General features: G+C 69.7%; 18 protein-coding genes. 13 read left to right on the forward strand and 5 right to left on the reverse strand.

Going from position 1 to position 19,534, the window contains the following annotated elements; genetic code table 11:
- Positions 1-27 precede the first annotated feature (27 nt).
- The 3 genes from G6O69_RS07925 to G6O69_RS07935 all read left to right on the forward strand — a co-directional run bounded on the left by G6O69_RS07925 (position 28) and on the right by G6O69_RS07935 (position 2,870).
- Positions 28-1,440, forward strand: a complete 1,413-nt coding sequence (locus G6O69_RS07925) for a hypothetical protein (protein ID WP_176396705.1) — start codon at positions 28-30, stop codon at positions 1,438-1,440.
- Positions 1,441-1,519: 79 nt separating this feature from the next.
- Positions 1,520-2,398, forward strand: coding sequence for an MBL fold metallo-hydrolase (locus tag G6O69_RS07930; protein WP_172302915.1), 879 nt, complete (start codon positions 1,520-1,522; stop codon positions 2,396-2,398).
- 247 nt (positions 2,399-2,645) lie between these two features.
- A complete protein-coding gene (locus G6O69_RS07935; protein ID WP_172302916.1) occupies positions 2,646-2,870 on the forward strand; it encodes a hypothetical protein in 225 nt (74 codons plus the stop codon).
- Between the two features lie 47 nt (positions 2,871-2,917).
- On the opposite strand, the gene G6O69_RS07940 is transcribed toward G6O69_RS07935, so the two are convergent.
- Both G6O69_RS07940 and G6O69_RS07945 read right to left on the reverse strand, forming a co-directional pair.
- Positions 2,918-3,673 (reverse strand): polyphenol oxidase family protein, encoded by a 756-nt coding sequence (locus G6O69_RS07940; protein ID WP_346017014.1) that lies wholly within the window; start codon positions 3,671-3,673, stop codon positions 2,918-2,920.
- A 149-nt stretch (positions 3,674-3,822) separates the two neighbouring features.
- A complete protein-coding gene (locus G6O69_RS07945; protein WP_176396706.1) occupies positions 3,823-6,615 on the reverse strand; it encodes a DUF2264 domain-containing protein in 2,793 nt (930 codons plus the stop codon).
- A 134-nt stretch (positions 6,616-6,749) separates the two neighbouring features.
- Here G6O69_RS07945 and G6O69_RS07950 point away from each other — a divergent pair, with 134 nt between their 5' ends.
- The 3 genes from G6O69_RS07950 (at position 6,750) to G6O69_RS39905 (ending at position 8,374) form a co-directional block, all read left to right on the forward strand.
- The gene (locus G6O69_RS07950; protein ID WP_172302918.1) at positions 6,750-7,751 is read left to right on the forward strand and encodes a DUF4003 family protein; all 1,002 of its coding nucleotides are present in this window, start codon (positions 6,750-6,752) and stop codon (positions 7,749-7,751) included.
- A 74-nt stretch (positions 7,752-7,825) separates the two neighbouring features.
- A complete protein-coding gene (locus G6O69_RS07955) occupies positions 7,826-8,038 on the forward strand; it encodes a hypothetical protein (RefSeq protein ID WP_172302919.1) in 213 nt (70 codons plus the stop codon).
- A gap of 213 nt (positions 8,039-8,251) precedes the next feature.
- On the forward strand, positions 8,252-8,374 hold the full coding sequence (locus tag G6O69_RS39905; protein WP_255215732.1) for a hypothetical protein: 123 nt from the start codon (positions 8,252-8,254) through the stop codon (positions 8,372-8,374).
- A 75-nt stretch (positions 8,375-8,449) separates the two neighbouring features.
- On the opposite strand, the gene G6O69_RS07960 is transcribed toward G6O69_RS39905, so the two are convergent.
- Positions 8,450-9,904: a sigma-54 dependent transcriptional regulator gene (locus G6O69_RS07960; RefSeq protein WP_255215733.1), complete on the reverse strand. Its 1,455-nt coding sequence runs from the start codon at positions 9,902-9,904 to the stop codon at positions 8,450-8,452.
- 119 nt (positions 9,905-10,023) lie between these two features.
- Here G6O69_RS07960 and G6O69_RS07965 point away from each other — a divergent pair, with 119 nt between their 5' ends.
- The 4 genes from G6O69_RS07965 to G6O69_RS07980 are packed head-to-tail and all read left to right on the forward strand — an operon-like array spanning position 10,024 to position 12,827.
- Positions 10,024-10,917: a universal stress protein gene (locus G6O69_RS07965; protein WP_172302921.1), complete on the forward strand. Its 894-nt coding sequence runs from the start codon at positions 10,024-10,026 to the stop codon at positions 10,915-10,917.
- Between the two features lie 2 nt (positions 10,918-10,919).
- Positions 10,920-11,411, forward strand: coding sequence for a universal stress protein (locus G6O69_RS07970; RefSeq protein WP_172302922.1), 492 nt, complete (start codon positions 10,920-10,922; stop codon positions 11,409-11,411).
- Between the two features lie 22 nt (positions 11,412-11,433).
- Positions 11,434-11,898, forward strand: coding sequence for a universal stress protein (locus G6O69_RS07975; protein WP_172302923.1), 465 nt, complete (start codon positions 11,434-11,436; stop codon positions 11,896-11,898).
- Positions 11,895-12,827 carry a universal stress protein gene (locus tag G6O69_RS07980; protein ID WP_172302924.1) on the forward strand — a complete coding sequence of 311 codons (933 nt, stop codon included), beginning with the start codon at positions 11,895-11,897 and terminating at the stop codon, positions 12,825-12,827. Before G6O69_RS07975 ends, G6O69_RS07980 begins: the two co-directional genes overlap by 4 nt.
- Before the next feature lie 69 nt (positions 12,828-12,896).
- Here the strand turns inward: G6O69_RS07980 and G6O69_RS07985 are convergent, their stop codons facing one another.
- Positions 12,897-14,237: an HD domain-containing protein gene (locus tag G6O69_RS07985; RefSeq protein ID WP_172302925.1), complete on the reverse strand. Its 1,341-nt coding sequence runs from the start codon at positions 14,235-14,237 to the stop codon at positions 12,897-12,899.
- Positions 14,238-14,398: 161 nt separating this feature from the next.
- On the reverse strand, positions 14,399-16,321 hold the full coding sequence (locus tag G6O69_RS07990) for a D-arabinono-1,4-lactone oxidase (RefSeq protein WP_172302926.1): 1,923 nt from the start codon (positions 16,319-16,321) through the stop codon (positions 14,399-14,401).
- 91 nt (positions 16,322-16,412) lie between these two features.
- Between G6O69_RS07990 and G6O69_RS07995 the strand changes: the two genes are divergently transcribed.
- The 3 genes from G6O69_RS07995 (at position 16,413) to G6O69_RS08005 (ending at position 19,500) form a co-directional block, all read left to right on the forward strand.
- Entirely contained in the window at positions 16,413-17,189 is a 777-nt protein-coding gene (locus G6O69_RS07995) for a type 1 glutamine amidotransferase domain-containing protein (protein ID WP_346017015.1), read from the forward strand.
- A gap of 324 nt (positions 17,190-17,513) precedes the next feature.
- On the forward strand, positions 17,514-18,332 hold the full coding sequence (locus G6O69_RS08000) for an endonuclease/exonuclease/phosphatase family protein (RefSeq protein WP_172302928.1): 819 nt from the start codon (positions 17,514-17,516) through the stop codon (positions 18,330-18,332).
- A gap of 130 nt (positions 18,333-18,462) precedes the next feature.
- Complete coding sequence (locus G6O69_RS08005; RefSeq protein ID WP_172302929.1) at positions 18,463-19,500, forward strand: hypothetical protein; 1,038 nt, start codon at positions 18,463-18,465, stop codon at positions 19,498-19,500.
- The last annotated feature ends 34 nt before the right edge of the window (positions 19,501-19,534 follow it).

Below are 19,534 nucleotides of genomic sequence, written 5' to 3' on the forward strand. Positions count from 1 at the left end.
TTCGCCCCCTCCGGGCGTCCGGTCGACGTGACAGCCCACAGCGCCGCGTCGTGGTATAGCCAGGTCCCCGTGAGCGAGCCCGAGGACCTCAAGCGCGAAGACGAGAGCGACGCTCTCGACGATCGAGACGGTGATCAGAACGATCTCGATGATCTGGACGATCTCGACGACTTGGACAGGGACGGCTTCGATCGAGAGATCGCCGCCGCGCGAGCCGCCGCGGGCGACCCTGGGGGCGACCCCACCCGGGGAGACCGGCCCTTCACCCAAGAAGAGGCGGGGATGCGCAGCAAGGTCGGCTGGGGGCGCTCGCCGATCATCTCGGTCGCGGTGATCATCGTCGGGCTGTTCTTGCTGGTCGCGACCTGGAACGACTTCGCCTACTTCTTGCACGCGACCCAGAGCGAGCCGCGCGACCTCGGCCGGGTCGGGGACATCTACAAAGACGGCGAGTTCAGCGAGCGCTTCGACAACGAGTGGGTCCACATCGAGGGTGACCCCGACGTCCAGCACGCCGCGCGCATGCAGGGCCGGGACAGCTGGATCGGCTTCATGCGGCTGATCGAGGCCGACGCCGCGCTCTTCGTCGCGGTGCCCCGGACCACCGAGAAGGCCACCAACGAGTTCCCCGGCGAGTTCTCCGGGCGCATGGTCCGGCTGAAGTCCACGCCCCAGTGGGAGAAGCTCCAGCAGTTCTTCGACGCCGAAGAAGTCGTCGACGCCGTCGATCTCGACCCCACCTCGGTCCTCGCCGGCGGCCCCGAGGTCGCGCTCGCCGACGGCGGCACCACCACCTTGGGCGACGCGGAGCAACTGCGGATCATCGCCCGCCTCCCGGTGGGTATGGCCCAGCTCGGCCTCGACACCTGGAAGACCCAGGCCGATGCCGAGGCGGCGATCGCGGAGCTCGGCGTGCCCTGGGCCTTCGTCGAGAAGCGCTCGATGTTCTGGGTGTTCGCGGTCTGGGTCGGCCCCGACGCCGAGGTCGAGGTCTTCCAGCGCATGACTCGCGCCCTCAACGGTGGCAAGGACCTCGCCGGTGCCGATCCCAAGCAAGGCGCCCTGGTTTTGCCCCGCCGGGCGACCTACCTGGTCGAGGCTGGTGATCTTCAGGCCAAGGGCGAAAGCGCGAGCTTTACCTATGGCGACAACAAGGCCGAGACCGGCTGGGCCCTCGAGGGCGAGACGCTGCGCGAGGTCGCGCTCGTCGACGGCCGCCTGGCGCTGCCGGCCGCCTTCATCGCGGCCATCCGCGTGGAGCGGCAGCTGAACATCGACCCCGAGGGCTACCTGCTGATGGTCGATCAGCGCCCCTTCGACGTGTGGCCGTCGGCCCTGATGTTCCTGCTGGTCCTCGCCATCGTCCTGCTCAATGGGTGGGCCCTGACGACCAAGCTCCGTCAGCGTCAGCGTCAGCGTGCCACATCGGCCGCGAGCTGACCGGCGAAGACGCCCGCGCGGGCCTCGAAATTCGCGTGCCTCTTTGGATCCGTCGGCAACGCTGTACAATGCTCCGACCGTGGCCGCTGGCTCGACCACCTTGCGCTTCCTCGGCACCGGGGGCGCGTTCTCTCGCCGCTACGGGACGACCTGCTCGATGCTGGCGCTCCCCAATGGCGAGCGGTGGTTGATCGACTGCGGGCGCCAGGCGCCGGACCAGCTGTGGGAGGCCGGCCTCGACTGGCATCAGCTCGCCGGCCAGCTCGTCACCCACGTCCACGGGGATCACATCTACGGCCTCGAGGACTTCGCCTTCCAGCGCTACTACCAGGCCGCCGCCGGCGTCCCGGCGATCATGGCCGGCGGCCCCCGCCCGCACTTCATCGCCCACAGCGCGGTCCGTGACGAGGTCTGGGAGAGCATGGCGGCCTCGCTGCGCTACATCGCCATCGACGGCAACCCGCGCGCCGGCACCCTCGAAGCCTACTTCGAGGTCATCGAGCCGAGCAGCTGGGAGCCGCCTGCGCACAACCCCTGGCGACACAGCGAGACCTTCGACTGCGGCAGCCTCCAGGTGATCGCGCGAGAGAACGAGCACGTCCCCGGCAAGCCCTCGACCTCGCTCGAGTTCCACGTCGGCGGCGAGGGCGAGCCCGACAAGATCGCGTGGTGGAGCGGCGACTCGACCGTCGACGCCGAGTTCCTCGGCTCCATCGAGTCGCGGACCACCATCTACTTCCACGACTGCACCTTCACCGACTACCCCGGCCAGGTCCACGGCGCCTTCTCCCTGCTCGAGAAGCTGCCCGAGTCGATCCGCCACAAGATGGTCCTCATGCATCACGAGGACGACATCGAGATCCACCGCGCCCAGGTCGAAGCCCTGGGCTTTCGCATCGGGCTGCCCGGGCAGGTCTATGACCTGTGCACCGGCAAGCTCGTCGACGACACACACTGAGCCGAGCCCCGCCGGGCCGACTCGGGGCTCGAGGCGCCAGCACCTCGCCCCGGGCGCCAGCGCCTCGACTCGGCGTCAGCGTGTGCGAGGCGGATCCAGCGCGCTCGCGACACCACGCGAGCGTGCTTCGACGCCCGGCTACGGGCTTCGCGCGGGACTTTGAGCCCAGCTTGGGCACGCGGGGCTGGATCCTGTGATGTAGGACATGATAGTTTCCGGTGTCCCTTCATCACCTCTCGAGGCGAAGATGTCCGTCGCAGATATCCAAGACAACAAGTGGGAGCGCGAGGCCGCTCAGGTCAAGCTCACGACGCCTGCCTCCATCGGCATGCTGACCATGATGGGGCTCTTCGGGCTCTTCTTCATCTGGATCGCCGTCATGTCCGTCGTCGGGGCCTTCACGGACCCCAAGGAGATGGACTTCGACAAGAAGCAGAAGGACCCGGCCGCGGCCGAGGCTCCCGCCGAGTAGCCCGCTGCTGGACCGCTGCTCGAGCAGCGGGCTGGGCAGCGCTTCGCTCAGCGAGCCAGGCCGATGAAGGCCAGGTGCTGGCCGATGCCCGCCCCGTCGCGGCGGTAGGAAAAGTAGAGCCCCGGATTCGCGTGGGTGCATGCGCCCACGCGTTCGATTTGGTTGGGGGGGAGCCCCGCGGCCTCGAGCTGCGCGCGGACGCAGGCGACGAGGTCCACGTGGGGCTTGGCGTAGCCCGCCCGAGCGACGAAGCGCGCCTCGAACTGCTCGGCCACCTCCTCGCCGACCTCGAAGGCGTCGAGCTCGATGCACGGGCCGATGGCCGCGAGCAGCTGTGAGGCCGCGACCCCGCCGCCCTCGACGAGGCGCGCCACCGCCTCCCCGGCGATGTTGGCCACGGTCCCCCGCCAGCCCGAGTGCACGGCCGCCGCGACCGTGCCCGCGCGATCGACAAGCAGCAAGGGCACGCAGTCGGCCGTCATGACCCCGAGCACCGGCGCCGCCCCAGGCCCCGACCACGCGTGCCCTGCATGAGTCCACAGCCCGTCGGCTTCGCTGCCCGGGCCGACCTCGCCGACGGCCATGACCTCCGCGCCATGAACCTGGCGGACGCGGACCATGGACGCGGGCTCGTAGCCACCGGCCTCCGCCAGGCGGCGCAGGTTCTCCTCCACGGCCTCGGGCGCGTCGCCCCAGCGGCCGCCGAGGTTCATGGTCGCAAAGCGACCCTGGCTGACGCCGCCGACGCGGGTGGAGAAGCCGTGGATGATCTCGGGCGGGAAGATGCTGGCACGCTGGAGCACGGGGCGACCTTAGCAGGTCATGGGTCGAGGCAGCCCGCCCGAAGGTGCTCAGTCGTCGGGCTTCACGGTGATCTGGAAGTCGCCGTCACCATGGAGCACCAAGGCGTACCAGCCCGACACAACACGACGCCTTCGACCCCGAAAAGCGCTCAGCCGCGAACGTCGAACATCACCGTAGTCGTCTCGCGCGCGCCGGGCCCCAGCCCGTGGGCGCGAGGCTCCACGCGGATCACCCCCTCGCGGACAGGGACCTCGGCCTTCGCCTCCAAGGTCGCCCCGCCCACGCCCCACCAGCCGCTCTCGCGCAGGCGCAGCTCGGCCGTGTCCTCGCCGCTGTCCACACGCAGGCGCAGCGGCCCGTCGGCCTCGCAGCGCCAGTCTTCACCGTCGCCGTGGCAGGCGACCAGGCCCAGGGGCGCGTCGCCGATGGCCGCGAGGATCGGGCCATTCGCGTCGCTCAGGCTGCGCAGACCGACCGCCACGAATTCGATCGGGTCGTCGCCCTCGCTGACCCAGACCATGCGCAGCGGCCCGCTCGCGCGCAGGCCTGCTCGCTCCAAGCTCGACGACGAGCTCCCCTGTGAGCCCGACGCCTCACCGGGGAGGTCTCGCTCGGACCCCTCGGCTGGGGCCCGCCCATCGTCTGCGCTCGCGTCGGGCTCTTTGGGCGCAGCTGCGTCCACGCGCAACACCAGCGTCCGCTCGCCGACGTCCTCGCCGAGCTCGACCCAGGTCCAGCCTCCCGCCGGCCACTCGACGCGCGCTTCGGATCCGTCGAAGACCACCGCGGGCGTGGACGCGAGCACCTCCGCCGGAGGAAAGTCGCGCTCGCTGCTCTGCTCGAGGCTCGCAAAGCAGCGCCTGGTCCCGGGCGCGACGCCTGGATCGCCCTTGGCCAGGCCCAGACCCACGAAGGCCGCGTCATCGACCAGGACGTGCGCCGGCGAGGCGGGGAAGTCGAGGTTGATGCCGGCGCGACCCCAGCCCACCAGGCCCGCGAGCAGCACCGCCCCCTTCGCCCAGGGGTCTCGCGGGCCGCTCTCGATGTAGCGCCACAGCTGCGCGCCCCCACCCAGGCGGACCGCGCCCTCGCCGTGAGCGATGGCGAAGCTGCCCGCGTAGGGCCGCGCCACCTCGACGCTGCTGGCCTCGACGCAGCTCAAGCGGACGATCGGCCGCGCGCCCGCAGGGTCGGCGCGGCCGGGCATGGCCGTCAGCGCGGCCGTCGAGATGAAGTGCCAGTCTGCCGGCGGCGCGTCGGGATCCCCTCCACTGGGCTCGCTGCCCTCCCCGAGCGCGTCGTCGTCGTCGATCAAGCCGCCGGGATCGACCTCGGCCTCCGGCGCCATGGCGTAGCGCAGCCACGCGAAGCCCGGGGCCACGGACCAGGCCTGGGGCGCCGAGCGTCGCCGGGTGAAGCGACCCTCGCTGGCGCTGACCACCAGCGAGTCGTAGCTCTCGCGGCCCTCGCTGCGCCCGGCGAACCACTGCCACGCGCCGTAGCCGAGCTTCTTGTAGCGCGCGTAGTAGCTGGCCTTCTCGGTGCTCGAGCGGGCGTTGTGCAGGATCAGGCCGGCCCCGGCGCGCGCCTGGGGCTCCCGGCGATCGATGGCCCGGTCGTGGTCCAGCATCCAGCCCGGCCCCGGGAGCGCGCGCATGAAGTCGCCGAGGTCCGCGGGCAGGGGCTGCTCGATCTCGGCCCAAAAGGGGTGCTCGGGCGGCAGCGCCAGCACCTGCAGGGCCCGGGTCAGGTAGTACTGCGAGCCTGGGCGCAGGTAGGCCTCGGCCACCCGAGGTTGGTCGCCTTGATAGCCGATCGTCAGCGTGGCGTCGGCGTCGAAGAGCTCGGCCTCCTCGAAGTAGCGCAGGCTGCCCGAGCACATCCGCCGCGCCAGGCCCGGGGCCATGAAGGTGTCGCCAGCGAGCACCGAGGCCTCAAGGCCCGCGAGCACGGCGCTGCGGTAGCCCAGCGAGCGACCGATCGGCGCCACGCGGCCCTCCTTGTCCATCAAGTAGGGCAGCTGCCCGAGGTAGGCCCGAGTCCTCGCCGCCAGCCGTGCCGCTCGCTCGGGCTCGCGCGCCCCGAGGGTCGCTCGCCAAAAGCTCAGCTCGGCGTGGGTGACCAGACCGTTGTACCAATCGAAGCGGTGCGCGTAGCCGTCGCGATAAAAGCCATCGCCGACGTAGTCGGCCTCGATCCGATCCAGCTGCTCGCGCAGGGCGTCCTCGGGATAGGGCAGGTCCAGGGCCGCGCGCGCGGTGTTGCGGGTGATCTGCAGGGCCAGCCAATTCGCGGCCAGGGGCTCCTCGGCCGGGCGCAACCAGGCCATGACCTGGGCCTGCTCCTGCGCGTCGAGGCGCGCCCAGATCTTCGCCTTGGTCCGCACCAGGAACTCGGCCACCGCGGCCGCCTCGACCTGACGCTGGTCCCAGCCGTGGCTGATCGGCCGCCAGTAGTCGCGGCTGCGCGGGTCCGTGCCCGAGACGATGATCTCCCGGGCGATCGCCAGGACGTCGAGCTCGCGGCCCTCGACGATCACGCGCTCGGGGTTGCAGTCGCAGGCGAGCCAGGCGCCGAGGGCCGGGAGCATGCGGATCGCCCCCTCCATGGCCGCCGGCATGTGCTCGCCGCCCGGATAGCGCGTGCGCGCGCCCTCGGGGCTGCGGTGCTCGACGAAGCCCACCAATAGCCGGGCGAAGATCGCCTGATAGTGCGCGCGCGTCCAACCGGTCAAAGGTGCGGTGATTGGATCCGCCGCGGGGGCGAGCTGAATCAGCACGGGATCCGGCCGCGGCTTCGCGTCGCGCTGGACCTCGCGCTCGCCTGACTGCGCGTCATTTGATCCTCGCTGTTTTTCCGCGTGCTCGCTCTTACAAGCAATGGGCCCAGTGCTGAGCAGGATGGAGATCGTCCACACCTTGGCCGTGGTCGAGTTGGCCACGAAGGTCGCGAGCGAAGCGAAACGCGGGGCGTCGAAAAACACCGTCGTCGCGTGTAACACAGGCTCCCGAGCCAAGTCCCGTTTTCATGTGCACTCAGAGGAGCGCGCGACGATCATCGTGTCATCCTGTATCCATGCCCTTCCGCGGATCCGAAGACGTTGGCCCCGGCTTCATCGCCGATCCCCTGTCGCGCTTCTTCGCGCTCGAACAAGCCCTCGAGCAGACCCGCGGGTTGCTCGGCGACCGCGTGCCGCTGCGCTTCGTCGCCGTCAACTTGGTCCTGACCCCCGGCGACCCCGCCGAGATCACCCGCGACGTGGTCGAGCTGCGCGCGGGCCTCGACGCTCGCCTGCCCTGGTACTCGGGCATCGCCGCGCCCATGCGCCTGCTCCTGGCCTCGGCCCTGCTCAAGCTCGGCGACGACGCGGACGCGTTTTGCGACGAGCTCGAGCGCGCCAACGCGATGATGAACGAGCTCGGCTTTCGCCGCCCGCACGTCTACCGCGCGCTCACGGTGCTGGCCCTGCGCACCCGCGGCGCGCTCGCGCCCATCGACCTCCTGCGCCTCGAGCGGGTCAAGGCGATCTACGACGCCATGAAGTCCCACCACTGGCTGCTGACCGGCCCCGAAGACATCCCGGCCTGCGCGTTCTTGAGCTTCCAGGACGACCCCCCAGAGGTCCTCGCCGCCCGGGCAGCGGCCATCTACAAGACCTTGAGCGACCACAGGCGGATGTGGCAGGGCGATCCCCTCCAGACCGCGAGCAACGTGCTCGCCCTCGCCGGCATCGACCCCGAGCTGATCGCCGACCGCTTCGAGGCCCTCGCCAAGGGCCTGCGCAAGGCGGGCGTCCGCGTGGGCATGGCCGAGTACGACGAGATCGCCCTGCTCTGCTTTTTGTCCCGGCCCGTCGCCAAGGTCATCGAAGCCGCGATCACCTACCGCGACCGCCTCAGCCAGGAGCTGAGCTGGATGAACACCAAGCTCGCGTTCAGCCTCGGCACCAACTTGGCCTATGTCCGCCTCGTCGGCGGCGACCCCGAGCTCGGGCCGCTGGCCGACGCCAAGGGGCTGCTCGACATGCAGGCGATCATCGACACGCGCGCGGCCGCGGCCGGCGCTGCCGTGAGCTGAATTCCCACGCCTCCCCCTCGAGCCCGGACGAGCTCGCGCCCTCGGGTCGAGCCCAAGCCGTGTAGAATCCAGCCATGCCCCTTCGCCGCACGCTGCTCTTCGCGCTGCCGCTGGCGCTCGCGCTCACCACCGCGGCCTGTGCCGGCTCCGCCGGTGAGCCGACCGTCGACCTGAGCGTCGCCGCCATCCCCGACGTCAACCCGACCTCCGCGAGCTTCGAGCGCGACGTCCACCCCGACGACTACGCCGGCTCGATCTCCGCGTGGTACTTCGGCCACGCCACATGAGGCTTCTGTCGCGCCCAGTTCGGGCGCCTCGATGACCTCCAGGCCGAGCTCGCCGAGGACCACCCGGAGCTCGCCATCGCCATCCTCGGCGTCAACGCGGCCGGCTACTCGGCAGGCAACGCGGCCACCTGCGAGGGCCGCGACATCCCCTGGCTTCAGGACTCCGTCAGCGCCGACTGGTGGGGGATCTGGGCGCCGGCCTACCGTGACGTGGTGATCCTCGACGCCGAGGGTGAGCTCGCCGCGGTCTACAACCTCACGGATCACCCGATCACCGAGGCGGACAACTACGCCGAGCTCCAGGCCCTGCTGATCGAGCTCGCCCGCGCCCAGTAGCTGAGCGGCATCGAGCACGCGCGCCAAGCCCCGGCTTCGCGTGCGCGCCCGCTGCCCGCTGCCCGCTGCTCCTGCTCAGCGCGGGCCGCCGCTGCGTGGGGTCGTCGCGGCCATGTCCTCTTCGCGATACTCGTTGAGCCGATACTGAATCTTGCGCGGCGAGATCCCCAAGATCCGCGCGGCCTTGGAGGTCGAGCCGCCGACGTGCTCGAGGGTCTTGAGGATCGCAAAGCGCTCGAGCTCGCGCAGGCTCGCCCCGGGCACCTGGGGCATCTCGTCGCCCGTCCGCCCCGAGGTCATCAGCTCGCGCGGCAGCTCGCGCGGCTCGATCTCGTCGCCGCGGGCGAGGACCACGGCGCGCTCGATGCAGTTCTCGAGCTGGGTGATGTTGCCCGGCCAGTCGAAGTTGAGCAGCACGCCCAGGGCCCGCTCGGTGAAGCTGCCGAGCGCCTTGCCGTTGGCCCGGGCGTGGCGCTTGAGGAAGTGCATCGCCAGCAGCGGCACGTCGTCACGGCGCTCGCGCAAGGTCGGCACGCGGATGCAGATCACGTTGAGGCGATAGAAGAGGTCCTCGCGAAAGGCCCCGGCCTGGACCTCGTCGTGGAGTTCGCGATCACTGGCCGCGACCAGGCGCACGTCGATGGGTACGGGCTCGGTGCCGCCGATGCGCTCGATGCTCCCCTCTTGCAGGGCGCGGACGATCTTGGCCTGCGTCGCCACGGGTAGATCCGCGACCTCGTCGAGGAACAAGGTGCCGCCCTTGGCCTGGACGAAGCGACCCTCGCGGCGCTCGCCCGCCCCAGCCACCGCGCCGGCCTCGTAGCCAAAGAGCTCGCGCTCGAGCATCTCCTCGCTCATGGAGCCGCAGTGCACCGGCACGAAGGGCCCCTGCTTGCGGTTGCTGAGCTCGTGGAGCGTGTGCGCGACCTTCTCCTTGCCCGTGCCGTTCTCGCCCACGAAGAGCACCGAGGCGTCGGAGCCCGCGACCTGCTCGACCAGGCTCATCATGTCGCGAAAGGCACGCGAGCGGCCGATCAGCCCGGGGTAGTCGATCTCTTCTTCCTCGGTGCTGCGCGCCGCGAGCTCATCGCGCAGGCGCTCCGTCTCGAGCATCAGCGCGCGGCGCTCGAGGACACGCTCGACGACCACCAAAAGCTGACCCAAATGCAGTGGCTTGGTGAGGTAGTCGTTTGCACCTTGCTGGATCGCCTCGACCGCGCTCTCGACCGTGCCGAAGGCCGTCATCACGACCACGGAGATGTCCGAGATCCGCTCGCGGAGCTTCTCCATCAGCTGGATGCCGTTCATGCCCGGCATCTTGAGGTCGGTGATCACGACATCGGGCGTCCAGTTGTCGAGGCGACCCAGGGCCTTGAAGCCGTCCCCCGCGGACTGCACGTCGAAGCCTTCCTCGCGGAGAAGTTCGGTCAGCGCGGAGCGGGCTGCGGTCTCGTCGTCGACCACCAAGATCCGGGCGCGCGCCTTCTTCTTGTCGCTCATCCTCGCTATCAAGCCCTCAAACTTGGCCAAAGTGAACCGGTTTACTGCGCAAGAAATGCGCATGCAAACTACGTCCGCATGTTTTTCTGATATGCGAATTTTTTGCGCTCAGGATGCAATCTGCGCCGTCCCGAGGGAAAACAGAGCTGATGTCGTCATCCTCCTCCTGGATCCTGGGTCTGGACCTGCGCGAGGGCGCCGAGGGTCCGCTCGTGTTCGCGCGCTGGCTGCAGGCAGAGCTCGACAAGACGGGCGACGCCAGCTTGGTGCCCGTCCACGTGATCGAGCAAGACCAGCTCGGGCTGCTGGCGAGCGCCGACAAGCGCGAGCAAGCCGTGAGCCTGGCCGAGGACGCGGTCGCCAGCACGCTCCAGCGCGCCGGCGACGAGACGCCGCTGACCGATCTCCAGCTCGTCGACGCGGGCACGCCCGAGGACGTCCTCGCCAGCAAGGCGAGGGCCGCGAGCGGGCTGATCATCGGCCGCCTGGCGCCGCGCGGCAAAGATCAGCTGCTGCGCCTCGGCGGCGTCGCGCGTCGGCTGCTGCGCAAGCTGACGGCGCCCACCTTGGTCGTGCCCCCGGACCTGCGCGCCGCCGACGTCGGCAAGGGGCCGATCATCCTGGCCTGCGACGCCCAGGAGGACTCGCTGGGCGCCGCCCGCTTCGCCCTCGAGCTCGCCGACGAGCTGCGCCGCGAGCTGATCTTGGCCCACGTCGTGCCCATGCCCTACGGCTGGAGCGTGGGCTACCTGCCCGCCGAGTCGGTCAAGCAGGTCCGCGCCGACCTGCGCACCCGCGGCGAGCGGACCTTGGAGCGCTGGGCCACGCAGCACGGGATCACCGGCCTGCGCGGCGTCGTCACCGAGGGCATCGTGCCCGAGGAGCTCGGCCGCCTCGCGGCCCAGGAGAAGGCGCTGATGATCGTCTCGGGCTCGCGCAAGCTCAACGCCGTCGAGCGCCTGTTCGTGACCTCCGTGGGCAGCGAGCTGGCCGCCAGCGCCGTCTGCCCCGTGGCCGTCGTACCGCCGGATTACGGGTCCTGACCATGAGCACGCTGCCCGACGACCCCGTCGCTAGCTGGACGCTACACAAGCGCGCCGTCTTGGTGCCCTTCGACTTCAGCGAGGCCTCGCGCAAAGCCCTGCAGGTCGCGCGCAGCTTCGTCCCCGACCTCGACGAGCCCGAGGGCGGCGGCGTGTCGGTGCTCCACGTGATCACCCCGCCGCCGGTCACCGCCCCCGGCCGGCTGCTGCGCGGCCCCTTCGACGAGGAGCGAGCCATCGCCCAGGGCTTCGACGCTCTGCGCGAGGCCATCACCGACGCCGGGGTCCCCCAGTTCGAGGCCCACGTGCGCGTGTCCAGCGATCCCGCCGCCGAGATCGTCAGCTTCGCCGAGCGCGAGCAGATCGAGCTGGTCGTGATCTCCTCCCACGCCCGCCGCGGCTTCGACCGCTGGCTGATCGGCTCGACCGCCGAGCGCGTGGTTCGGCTGGCACCTTGTCCCGTGCTGGTCCTGCGCGGTCCCAGGCCGCAGTGAGCTTGCAGTAGACTGGAGCCCCATGCCCTGGACCCTCGATGACAAGCGCGAGCAGATCGTCTTGCTCCCCTTCGACTTCTCCGCCGCCTCCATCGAGGCCCTGGAGACCGCCCGCAGCCTGGTCGCCGGTCCCAAGTGGCTCTACGTGCTGCACGTGGTCCCGCCCCTCGAGTCCGCCTCGCCCGGGGTCGTGCTCGGCAAGCTAGACAACAAGAAGCTCGTCGCCCACGCCGACGAGGCCCTCGCCAAGCAGCTGTCCACGGCCGGCATCGGCGAGGCCCAGCGCCGGGTCCACGTCGGCGATCCGGCCAGCGAGATCATCGACGTCGCCCGTGAGGTCGACGCCGAGCTGATCGTGATCCCCAGCAAGGGCAAGGCCGGCCTGCGCCGGTGGATGATCGGCTCCGTCGCCGAGCGCGTGGTCCGGCGCGCGCCCTGCCCCGTGCTCGTCCTGCCCATCTCGACCCCCGCGGAGCCGACTCCATGAGCGAACATCACGAGATCCAAAAAGACCTGATGCGCTGGGTCGTGGCCCTGGACCTGCGCCCGCACAGCCACGGCGCCATCAACTTCGCGCGCTGGCTGCACGAGCAAGACAAGGGCGGCGAGCTCGGCCACGAGCTGAGCATCGAGGGCCTGCACATGGTCGACGCCTCGCTCCTCGACCTGCCCGAGGCCGGCGCCCGGGCCCAGGTCCTGGGCAACGCCAGGAAGGCCGCCGACGCCGGCCTGGCCGCCCGCGGCGCCCGCGAGGCCTTCGCCCACGTCGACGCCGTCGAGACCCAGGACGTCGTCGAGTCCCTGGCCACCGCCGGCGCCCTCGCGGGCACCGTCGGCTTGATCATCGGCCGCCGCGCCAAGGGAGACGACCTCGCCCTGGTCCGCCTCGGCCGCGTCGCCCGCAAGCTCCTGCGCCGCCTCGACTCGCCGGTCTTCGTCGTCCCCCCGGACCTGGAGCTGCGCCACCTCGGCGCCGGCCCGATCGTCTGCGCCGTCACCCTCGACGAGCCCAGCGCCACCGCGGCCCGCTTTGCGATCCGCCTCGGCCGCGCCATCGGCCGCAGCGTCCGCCTCGTCCACGCCTTCGACGCGGGCTCGCCCACGGGCCTGCCCTACCTGCCCGAGGGCGCCTGGGACGACATCCACCACAAGCGCCGGGAGATCGGCGTCCGCGACCTCGAGGCCTGGCGGGCCCAAAACGACCTCGACGCGAAGATCGTGACCGTGGACGGCTCGGCGGTGACGCAGCTGATCACGGCCGCGCGGGAGCTCGATGGGTGCATGATCATCTGCGGGTCGCGGCACCTGGGGACGGTGGAGCGGCTGTGGGTGTCGAGCATCGGCTCGGCCCTGGCCGCGACGTCGCACCTGCCGGTGGGGGTGATCCCGACGCCGGCTCAGGCGGCGGCGGACTAGGAGCCCGTGGAGGAACCCAGCGCGGCTCCCAGACGCACCTGAGAGCGCGCCTCCAAACTGATTGCCGCTCTAGAGCTTGATCTTCTTGCGCTCCGCGTAGCCGCGCAGCTCGCGGATCACCTCTTTGGGCGCGTAGAGCCGGCCCTTGTAGATCCGCTCGCCGCCGATGCGGACATTCGAGCGCGGCTCGTCTTCGATGGCGAGGATCCGGCTGTTCTCGGATGAAGACGAGGGCGAGTATAGCCAGATCGGCTCCTTCTCATGCATTTTTGCCCCAGCCTGGAAGCGCCTGTAGTTGACCCGAATGGAGTCGTCGAGTTTAACCAGATAAGGGATCCAGTCCTCGCCGTAATGCTCCTTCACTAGGTTTATAGCTTTGTCATGCAGGTCGACTACGGCGAGGTTGTTGTCATAGGGAAGTTCGAGCGTCTTGGGGAATTTTCGACCAACCAGACACTTGGCCAAATGATGCAAAACAGGGTCAACCCAGGACTCCCGCCTCCAACGCGAGACGTGACACCACAACGTGGCTTCAGTAGCGTCGACATAGTCACTCAACGAGATCCGGCCGCCTTCGGAGCACAGCCTGCAGAACACTTCACTTTTGTCAGGAAACGCCTTGCCCTCAATTTCTACAGCGCGGCGAATCAATGCCTCGAGCAAGACTGTCGCCGCACGCACCGCCTTATGAAAATAGACCCGGCCGTAGAGGTGATCGAGGGCCAGCAGCACACTCTCGACGACATCGAAGGCCTTGTCGTAGACCACGACTTTGTCCTGGCCCGAGGACGGGTCCTTGTACAAGGTGAGGTTCTCGATCAGTCGGGTGATGTCGGGGCGAAGGTTGTCGATTCCCGCGAGGGTCGCGTCACGACGCACGTAGTCCAGGCGGTCCGCGTCGAGTTGGCTCGAGACGATGGCCTTGGCCCAGCTCTTGGAGCTCCCGCGAATGTAATCTGCGACACCCTTGCTCATCCCTTTCCGATGACACTCGAGGATCATCCTCAAGCCTCCCTCTTCATCACCCTCGATGATCCTCACTCCCATTTTCTCATGGTCGAATTTGTCGCGACCAACGATCTCTTCGAATGTATGGGAGAAGGGTGCATGGCCAACGTCGTGGAGTAGCGCCGCGACAACCGTCGCTTCACGCACACCTTGCTCGAACGTCTCTCCCGAGTTCGCCTCGATCGCGTCGAGCATCCGCTGCGCCACCCCAGCCACGCCGATCGAGTGCACGAAGCGAGAGTGCTCCGCGCCAGGAAACACCATGTGGGTCAGCCCATTTTGGTGCACATGGCGAAGACGCTGGAAGATCGGCGTATCGATGAGCGCCCTCATGAGCTCGCCGAGCTCGCCCTCGAAGACCAGATCCCCGTGGATGGCGTCGCGAATGCGCAGCTTCCCCATCCCTCAAGCATGGCCGCCCACGCCGCGCCGAGACAACGGCCCAAACACCGCTACCTCCACGAATTCCCGCCCGAATCCCCACCTCCGCGCCAGGCCGCCCGCAAACTCCAGACGGGCTCACACCTCGCGGCCAGGCACCTGGAGCGGCCGCCTCGCCCGCCTCAGTCTCGCCCGAACACCCGCCCCGTGAACGCGTTTAGAAACTTCCCGTTCGGATCTTGCGCCTCACGAACCGCCTGAAAGCGCAAGAAGCGATCCCCATGGATCTCGAGCATGTCCTGCGCCGTCACGTTTGTCTTCTTGCCAAGGTGCGGCGCCCCGCCGTGCTCGCGGAAGATCGCCTCCGCCCGGGCGAAGACCTCCTCTTGCACCTGCGAGAGCGGCGTGGCCAGTTCGACGTAGGCGGTCCGCCGGGCGGCCCCTGGCCCGATCAGGCTGCGCGACTGGTCGGGGGTGAAGCGGACCTCGATGATCGAGAAGAAGTCGCGCCTGCGCAGCATCGCCAGGATCTCGCGCAGGCAGGCCTGGTAGTTGGCGAAGGGCAGGCCGAACTCGATCTCGTCGTGGCGATAGAAGAGCTTGCGGCCAAAGGCGCGGCCGCCGGGCATGACAAGGGCATCGTCGGGGGCGAGGCGGTCCGAGAGCCAGCTGTCCTCGTCGATGTCGGCGACGAGCTCGGCGACGCCCGGCAAGAACGCGCTCAGGGCGAAGTCGCTGAGCTCGGCGCGGATCTTGTGCTTCTCCCACTGGGGCGTCAGCGGGGCCTCGGTGCGGTTCCAGCGGTGGACGCGGACGGACTCGCTCTCGTCGGAGCCGCCGACATAATAAAAGCTCATGTGCTCGTTGGCCGCGAGCAGGTCCTCGATGCCGGCCTCGGCCGCGGCGCGGTCGACCATCTCGGTGGCCTTTTGCATGCGAAAGGCGTCGACGAGCTGGAGCTCGAGCTCGCAGACCACCCCGCAGGTGCCGATCGCCCCGAACGCGGCGTGAAAGAGCGGGTCGCCGGGGCGCACGGTCTTGGCCGCGCCGGCGGCGTCGATGATCCGCAAGGACAGGACCTGCTCGGACAAAAAGCCGTGGTCGCGGCCGGTGCCGTGGAGGTCGGTGGCGGTCAGACCGGCGATCGACTGGGCGTCGGTCGAGCCGAGCACGGGCAGGCCAAGGTCGTTGGCGGCGAGGATCTTGTTGAGCTCGCGCAGGCGCACGCCGGCCTGGATCCGCGCGGTCTTGGCAGCCGTGTCGAGCTCGAGCACGCGGTCGTAGCGGTCGAGGCTGATCATCGTCTGGCTCGACAGCGGCGAGTCGTTGAAGCTGTGCCCGCCACCGACGACGCGCAGGGCCTCGGCTTGGGCGATGAGCTCGCACAGCTCGTCCTCGCCCTGGGGCAGGCGAAAGTTGGCCGGCCGCGCCTCGTAGGCCGCCGTCCAGTTCTTCCACACGCCGTCGCGGTAGTGGCCCTCGTGATCCGCGGCCCCGGTCGCCACGAACAGCCCGCCGTGGGCGAGGTCGAAGGCCCCGGTCTCGAGCTTGCGCGCCGCTCGAAGCAGCAGCCCCCGCACGCCGCCGGTCTCCTTTCGGTAGCTGCGCAGGGCGTGGGCGAGCGCGTCGAGGCCGGCCCCCTCGACGCAGGCGAGCAAGCTGCGATCCGTCCACGCCGACTCGAGCTCGGCGAGCTCATCGAGCCCGAGATCGAGGGCCGCGAGCTGCTCGTCACGGACGAAGCCCTCGCGCCCGCGAGCGCCCTCGGCCGCGATCAGGGCCCGGCTGAGGTCGCGGATCTTGGCGACGACCTCGGGTCGATCCGGGCGCTGCGCGAGCCCCGGCGCGCCATCGACGATCGCGTTGAACAGCGCCTCGGCGAGCGCTGGCTGCTCGCAAGGCGAGATCATGTCCCACGGCCGCGTCTGCGTCGACGCCAGCCAAAAGCGTAGATCGCTGGCCTCGAGCTCGTGGACCCCCCCGGTGCTCGCCGCCACCGCCGAGCTGTCCAGGTGCCAGCCGGTCAGCCGCGCGTCCACGGCCGCCTGCTCGGTCGCGGTCAACGATTGATAGGCGGGGAGGCGGCGCAGCTCATCGTGGTCCATGGCCCGCGCATTGTAGCGACGTCTCGGGGCGCCGCGGGTAATGACTGGCGACGACGGGCGCGGGGCAAAATTGGTCGTACGATGTCCCGCGGTGCGCATCCTCTTCCCCCTCCCCGAAAGCGACTTCGATCCGACCGAGACCGCCGTCCCCTGGCACGCCCTGCGCGAGGCCGGCCACGAGGTCGTCTTCGCCACTCCCGACGGACGCCCCGCCCAGGCGGACCCGCGAATCTTGACCGGCCGCGGCTTCGCCCTGTGGCGCCCGATCCTCCGCGCAGGCGAGCACGCCCGCGAGCTCTACGATCGCATGGCCGCCAGCGAAGCGTTCCAACACCCCCTGCCCTACGCACGCATCGACGACGACGACCAACACTTCGACGGCCTGCTGCTCACCGGCGGCCACGCCTCCGGCATGAAGCGCTACCTCGAGTCGCCCGAGATCCAGACCCTCGTCGTCCAGCACATGCGCGCCGACAAGCCCGTGGGCGCGATCTGTCACGGCGTGCTCGTCCCAGCCCGCGCCGAGGATCCTCAAACCGGCCGCTCCGTCCTCCACGGGCGCAAGACCACCGGCCTGTCCAAGGCCCAGGAGATGAGCGCCTGGGCCATGACCGGCCTGTGGCTGGGCTCCTACTACCGCACCTACTCGACCACGGTCCAAGAAGAAGTCAGCCAGGCCCTCGCCTCCCCCGACGACTTCATCCCCGGCCCGATCTCCCTGCGCCGCGAGGGCCCCGAGCGCGACCACGGCCACACCGTCCGCGACGGCAACTACCTCTCGGCCGGCTACTACGTCGACGCCTATCAGTTTGCCCGCGACTACGTCGCCATGCTCGACGAGCTCGACGCGAGCACTCCAGACACCTGACCCGAGCACCAGCGACCACGCGCAGACACAAAACACCCCCGGCGAGAGCGACGGCTTTCGCCGAACAGACCGCCTCCCGACCCCCCGACCAGGGGCCATCCCGCGAGCACCAGCATGCTCCTCGCAAACGTAGAGCAGGCCGCTCGAGCGGAAGGGGCCCGCCCCGAGCACCGAGCCGGCTAGGCTGCTTCGTTTGTGGGTCGCCCGCCACCCGGCGAGAGCGCAGGGGTGGGAAGGCTTGTGCCGAACAGGCCGCGGTGCACCTATCGAAGTAGCACCCTCTGCAAAAGCCCCCAACCGGAGCGAGAACGCTACGATACCCCCATGGCCTTCAGCGTGCTGTCATGGAACGTCAAACAACTCGGCAAGCGCCAGCTGAAGGCCCGAACCGTCCGCGTCGCCGAGTTCATACGCAGCTTCGACGCAGGCCAGGGCCCCGACGTCTTCGCCCTCTACGAGATCCAGAGCGCCACCGTCATCGAGGCCCTCGACGATCACTTCCCAAACTACGACTTCTTCATGACCGACGGCCCCCAGAACCTCGAGATCCTGATCGCCGCCCGGCGGGGCGTGTTCGCCAAGAAGAACTTCACCGCCAAGCGCGAGTTCAAGCGCGACAAACACCTGCGCCCCGGGGCGATGCTCAACCTGACCCGTGGCGAGACCCGCTTCAACCTGCTCTTTCTCCACGTCGACAGCGGCCGCGCCGCCGGAGACTTCGGCAACCGCTTCGACACCCTCGCCAAGATCTGGAAGGTCAAGCGCGGCCTCGACAAGGCCTCGGCCACCGGCCCGGCCCGCTTCATCGCCATGGGCGACCTCAACACCATGGGTATGGCCTACCCCAGGGATATCGTCGCCCACGAGCGCATCAGCGCCGCCGACGAGCTCGCCCAGCTCGACCACGACGCGCGCCGAGCCAAGATGCGCCTGGTCCCCAAGGACCACGCTGCGACCTGGCACAGCGCCAGCCAGTACGCCAGCGCCGACCTCGATCACGTGATCGCCTCGAACAACGTCGAGATCGAAGACGATCTCGTCAGCGTGCGCGGGTGGAACGAGGCCGCCACGGTGAAGGCGCGGCGCAGCTGGATCCGCGCGTACTCGGATCACTGTGGTCTGTTTTTCCGCGTCACGTCGTGACCGCGGCGTCTTTGACCGCGCCCCCACCCGTAGGCCAAGGCACACTCGCCGCGCGCGTGCCATCGCCGCGACCCCGCTTTCGTGGCCGCGGTCTCTGTTCGCCCGCGCTCGGGGCAGTATCCTCGCCCCCGTGAGTCCCCTGCCCTGGACCCTGCTCGGCCTGCCCGCGGACTTCGAGCTCGAGCACCTCGAGCTCGTCCTGGCCCGCGACCCCGAGGCCCTGCCCGCCACCGAGGAGGGCGGCGTGGTCAGCAAGGACGAGACCGTCAACCACCGCAGCTTTCACGGCGCGCTCGGGGGGCTCTTCGACGAGGGGATCTTCGGCGCCCTGGCCACGGGGGACCCGCGGGCCCAGCTCCACGCCGAGTACGAGTCGCTGCCCGCGGACGACGAGCCGGCCACGCCCGCCCCGCGCCGGGATCGCTTTGGCGTCATCGAGCTCGCCGAGCCCATGCTCCACCCGGCCTTTTGCGTGGCCGACCCGAGCTGGCTGCACGCGCGCACCGGCCTCGACCGCAAGGCGGTGGGCATGCTCCAGCGCCGCGACGCCGCCCTGGTGATCTCCGGCGAGGGCTTCACCGTCGGCGAGCTGGTCACGGCCGAGCGCCTCGGGGAGCTCGGCGACGACACGCCCACGGTGGTCTCCGGGCCCAGCGCGATCACCTGGGCCCTCGAGCGCGCCGGCGAGGACCAGTCACCGATCATCACGCGCCTGCGGGTCCTGCCCGTGCAGCTGCGGCTGATCCCCCCGGGCCCCGAGGGCCGCTTCGAGACCTCGGACATCGACGAGCACTACCTGCGGGTGATCAACCGCAACAACCGCCTCGCGCGGCTGCTCGAGCTCGACGCGCCGGGGATCATCTTGCGCAACGAACGGCGCGCGCTGATCGAGATCGTCGAGCGCCTGTTCTTCAACCAGCTGTGCGACGAGCCGCTCGTGGGCGCCAACATGGCGATGCTCCAGGGCCTCCACGACCTCGCCGGCGGCGAGACCCTCGACGAGCAGCTGCGGGCCCTCGACGCGAGCGTGGGTCAGCGCGGCCTGGCGCTACTTTCTCGCGGTGAGGCCAGCAGTGAGGCCAGCGCGCCGAGCTGGTCGAGCCTGGTGACGCTGCGCGGGCTCCAGGCCATGGGCTTTGGCCTGCGCCCGCGAGCGACCCAATCCTGAACCCCAGCGCGAAGATCCGCGCTGGGGTCGACCG

It is taken from the genome of Pseudenhygromyxa sp. WMMC2535 (assembly GCF_011083025.2).

What these genes read in the sequence shown, in the direction of transcription:
- G6O69_RS07975 (WP_172302923.1), top strand. Translation starts at nt 11,434, where the DNA reads ATGCCCTGGACCCTCGATGACAAGCGCGAGCAGATCGTCTTGCTCCCC.
- G6O69_RS07985 (WP_172302925.1), bottom strand. Translation starts at nt 14,237, where the DNA reads ATGGGGAAGCTGCGCATTCGCGACGCCATCCACGGGGATCTGGTCTTC.
- G6O69_RS08000 (WP_172302928.1), top strand. Translation starts at nt 17,514, where the DNA reads ATGGCCTTCAGCGTGCTGTCATGGAACGTCAAACAACTCGGCAAGCGC.
- G6O69_RS07950 (WP_172302918.1), top strand. Translation starts at nt 6,750, where the DNA reads ATGCCCTTCCGCGGATCCGAAGACGTTGGCCCCGGCTTCATCGCCGAT.
- G6O69_RS07980 (WP_172302924.1), top strand. Translation starts at nt 11,895, where the DNA reads ATGAGCGAACATCACGAGATCCAAAAAGACCTGATGCGCTGGGTCGTG.
- G6O69_RS07970 (WP_172302922.1), top strand. Translation starts at nt 10,920, where the DNA reads ATGAGCACGCTGCCCGACGACCCCGTCGCTAGCTGGACGCTACACAAG.
- G6O69_RS07990 (WP_172302926.1), bottom strand. Translation starts at nt 16,321, where the DNA reads ATGGACCACGATGAGCTGCGCCGCCTCCCCGCCTATCAATCGTTGACC.
- G6O69_RS07935 (WP_172302916.1), top strand. Translation starts at nt 2,646, where the DNA reads ATGTCCGTCGCAGATATCCAAGACAACAAGTGGGAGCGCGAGGCCGCT.
- G6O69_RS07965 (WP_172302921.1), top strand. Translation starts at nt 10,024, where the DNA reads ATGTCGTCATCCTCCTCCTGGATCCTGGGTCTGGACCTGCGCGAGGGC.
- G6O69_RS07955 (WP_172302919.1), top strand. Translation starts at nt 7,826, where the DNA reads ATGCCCCTTCGCCGCACGCTGCTCTTCGCGCTGCCGCTGGCGCTCGCG.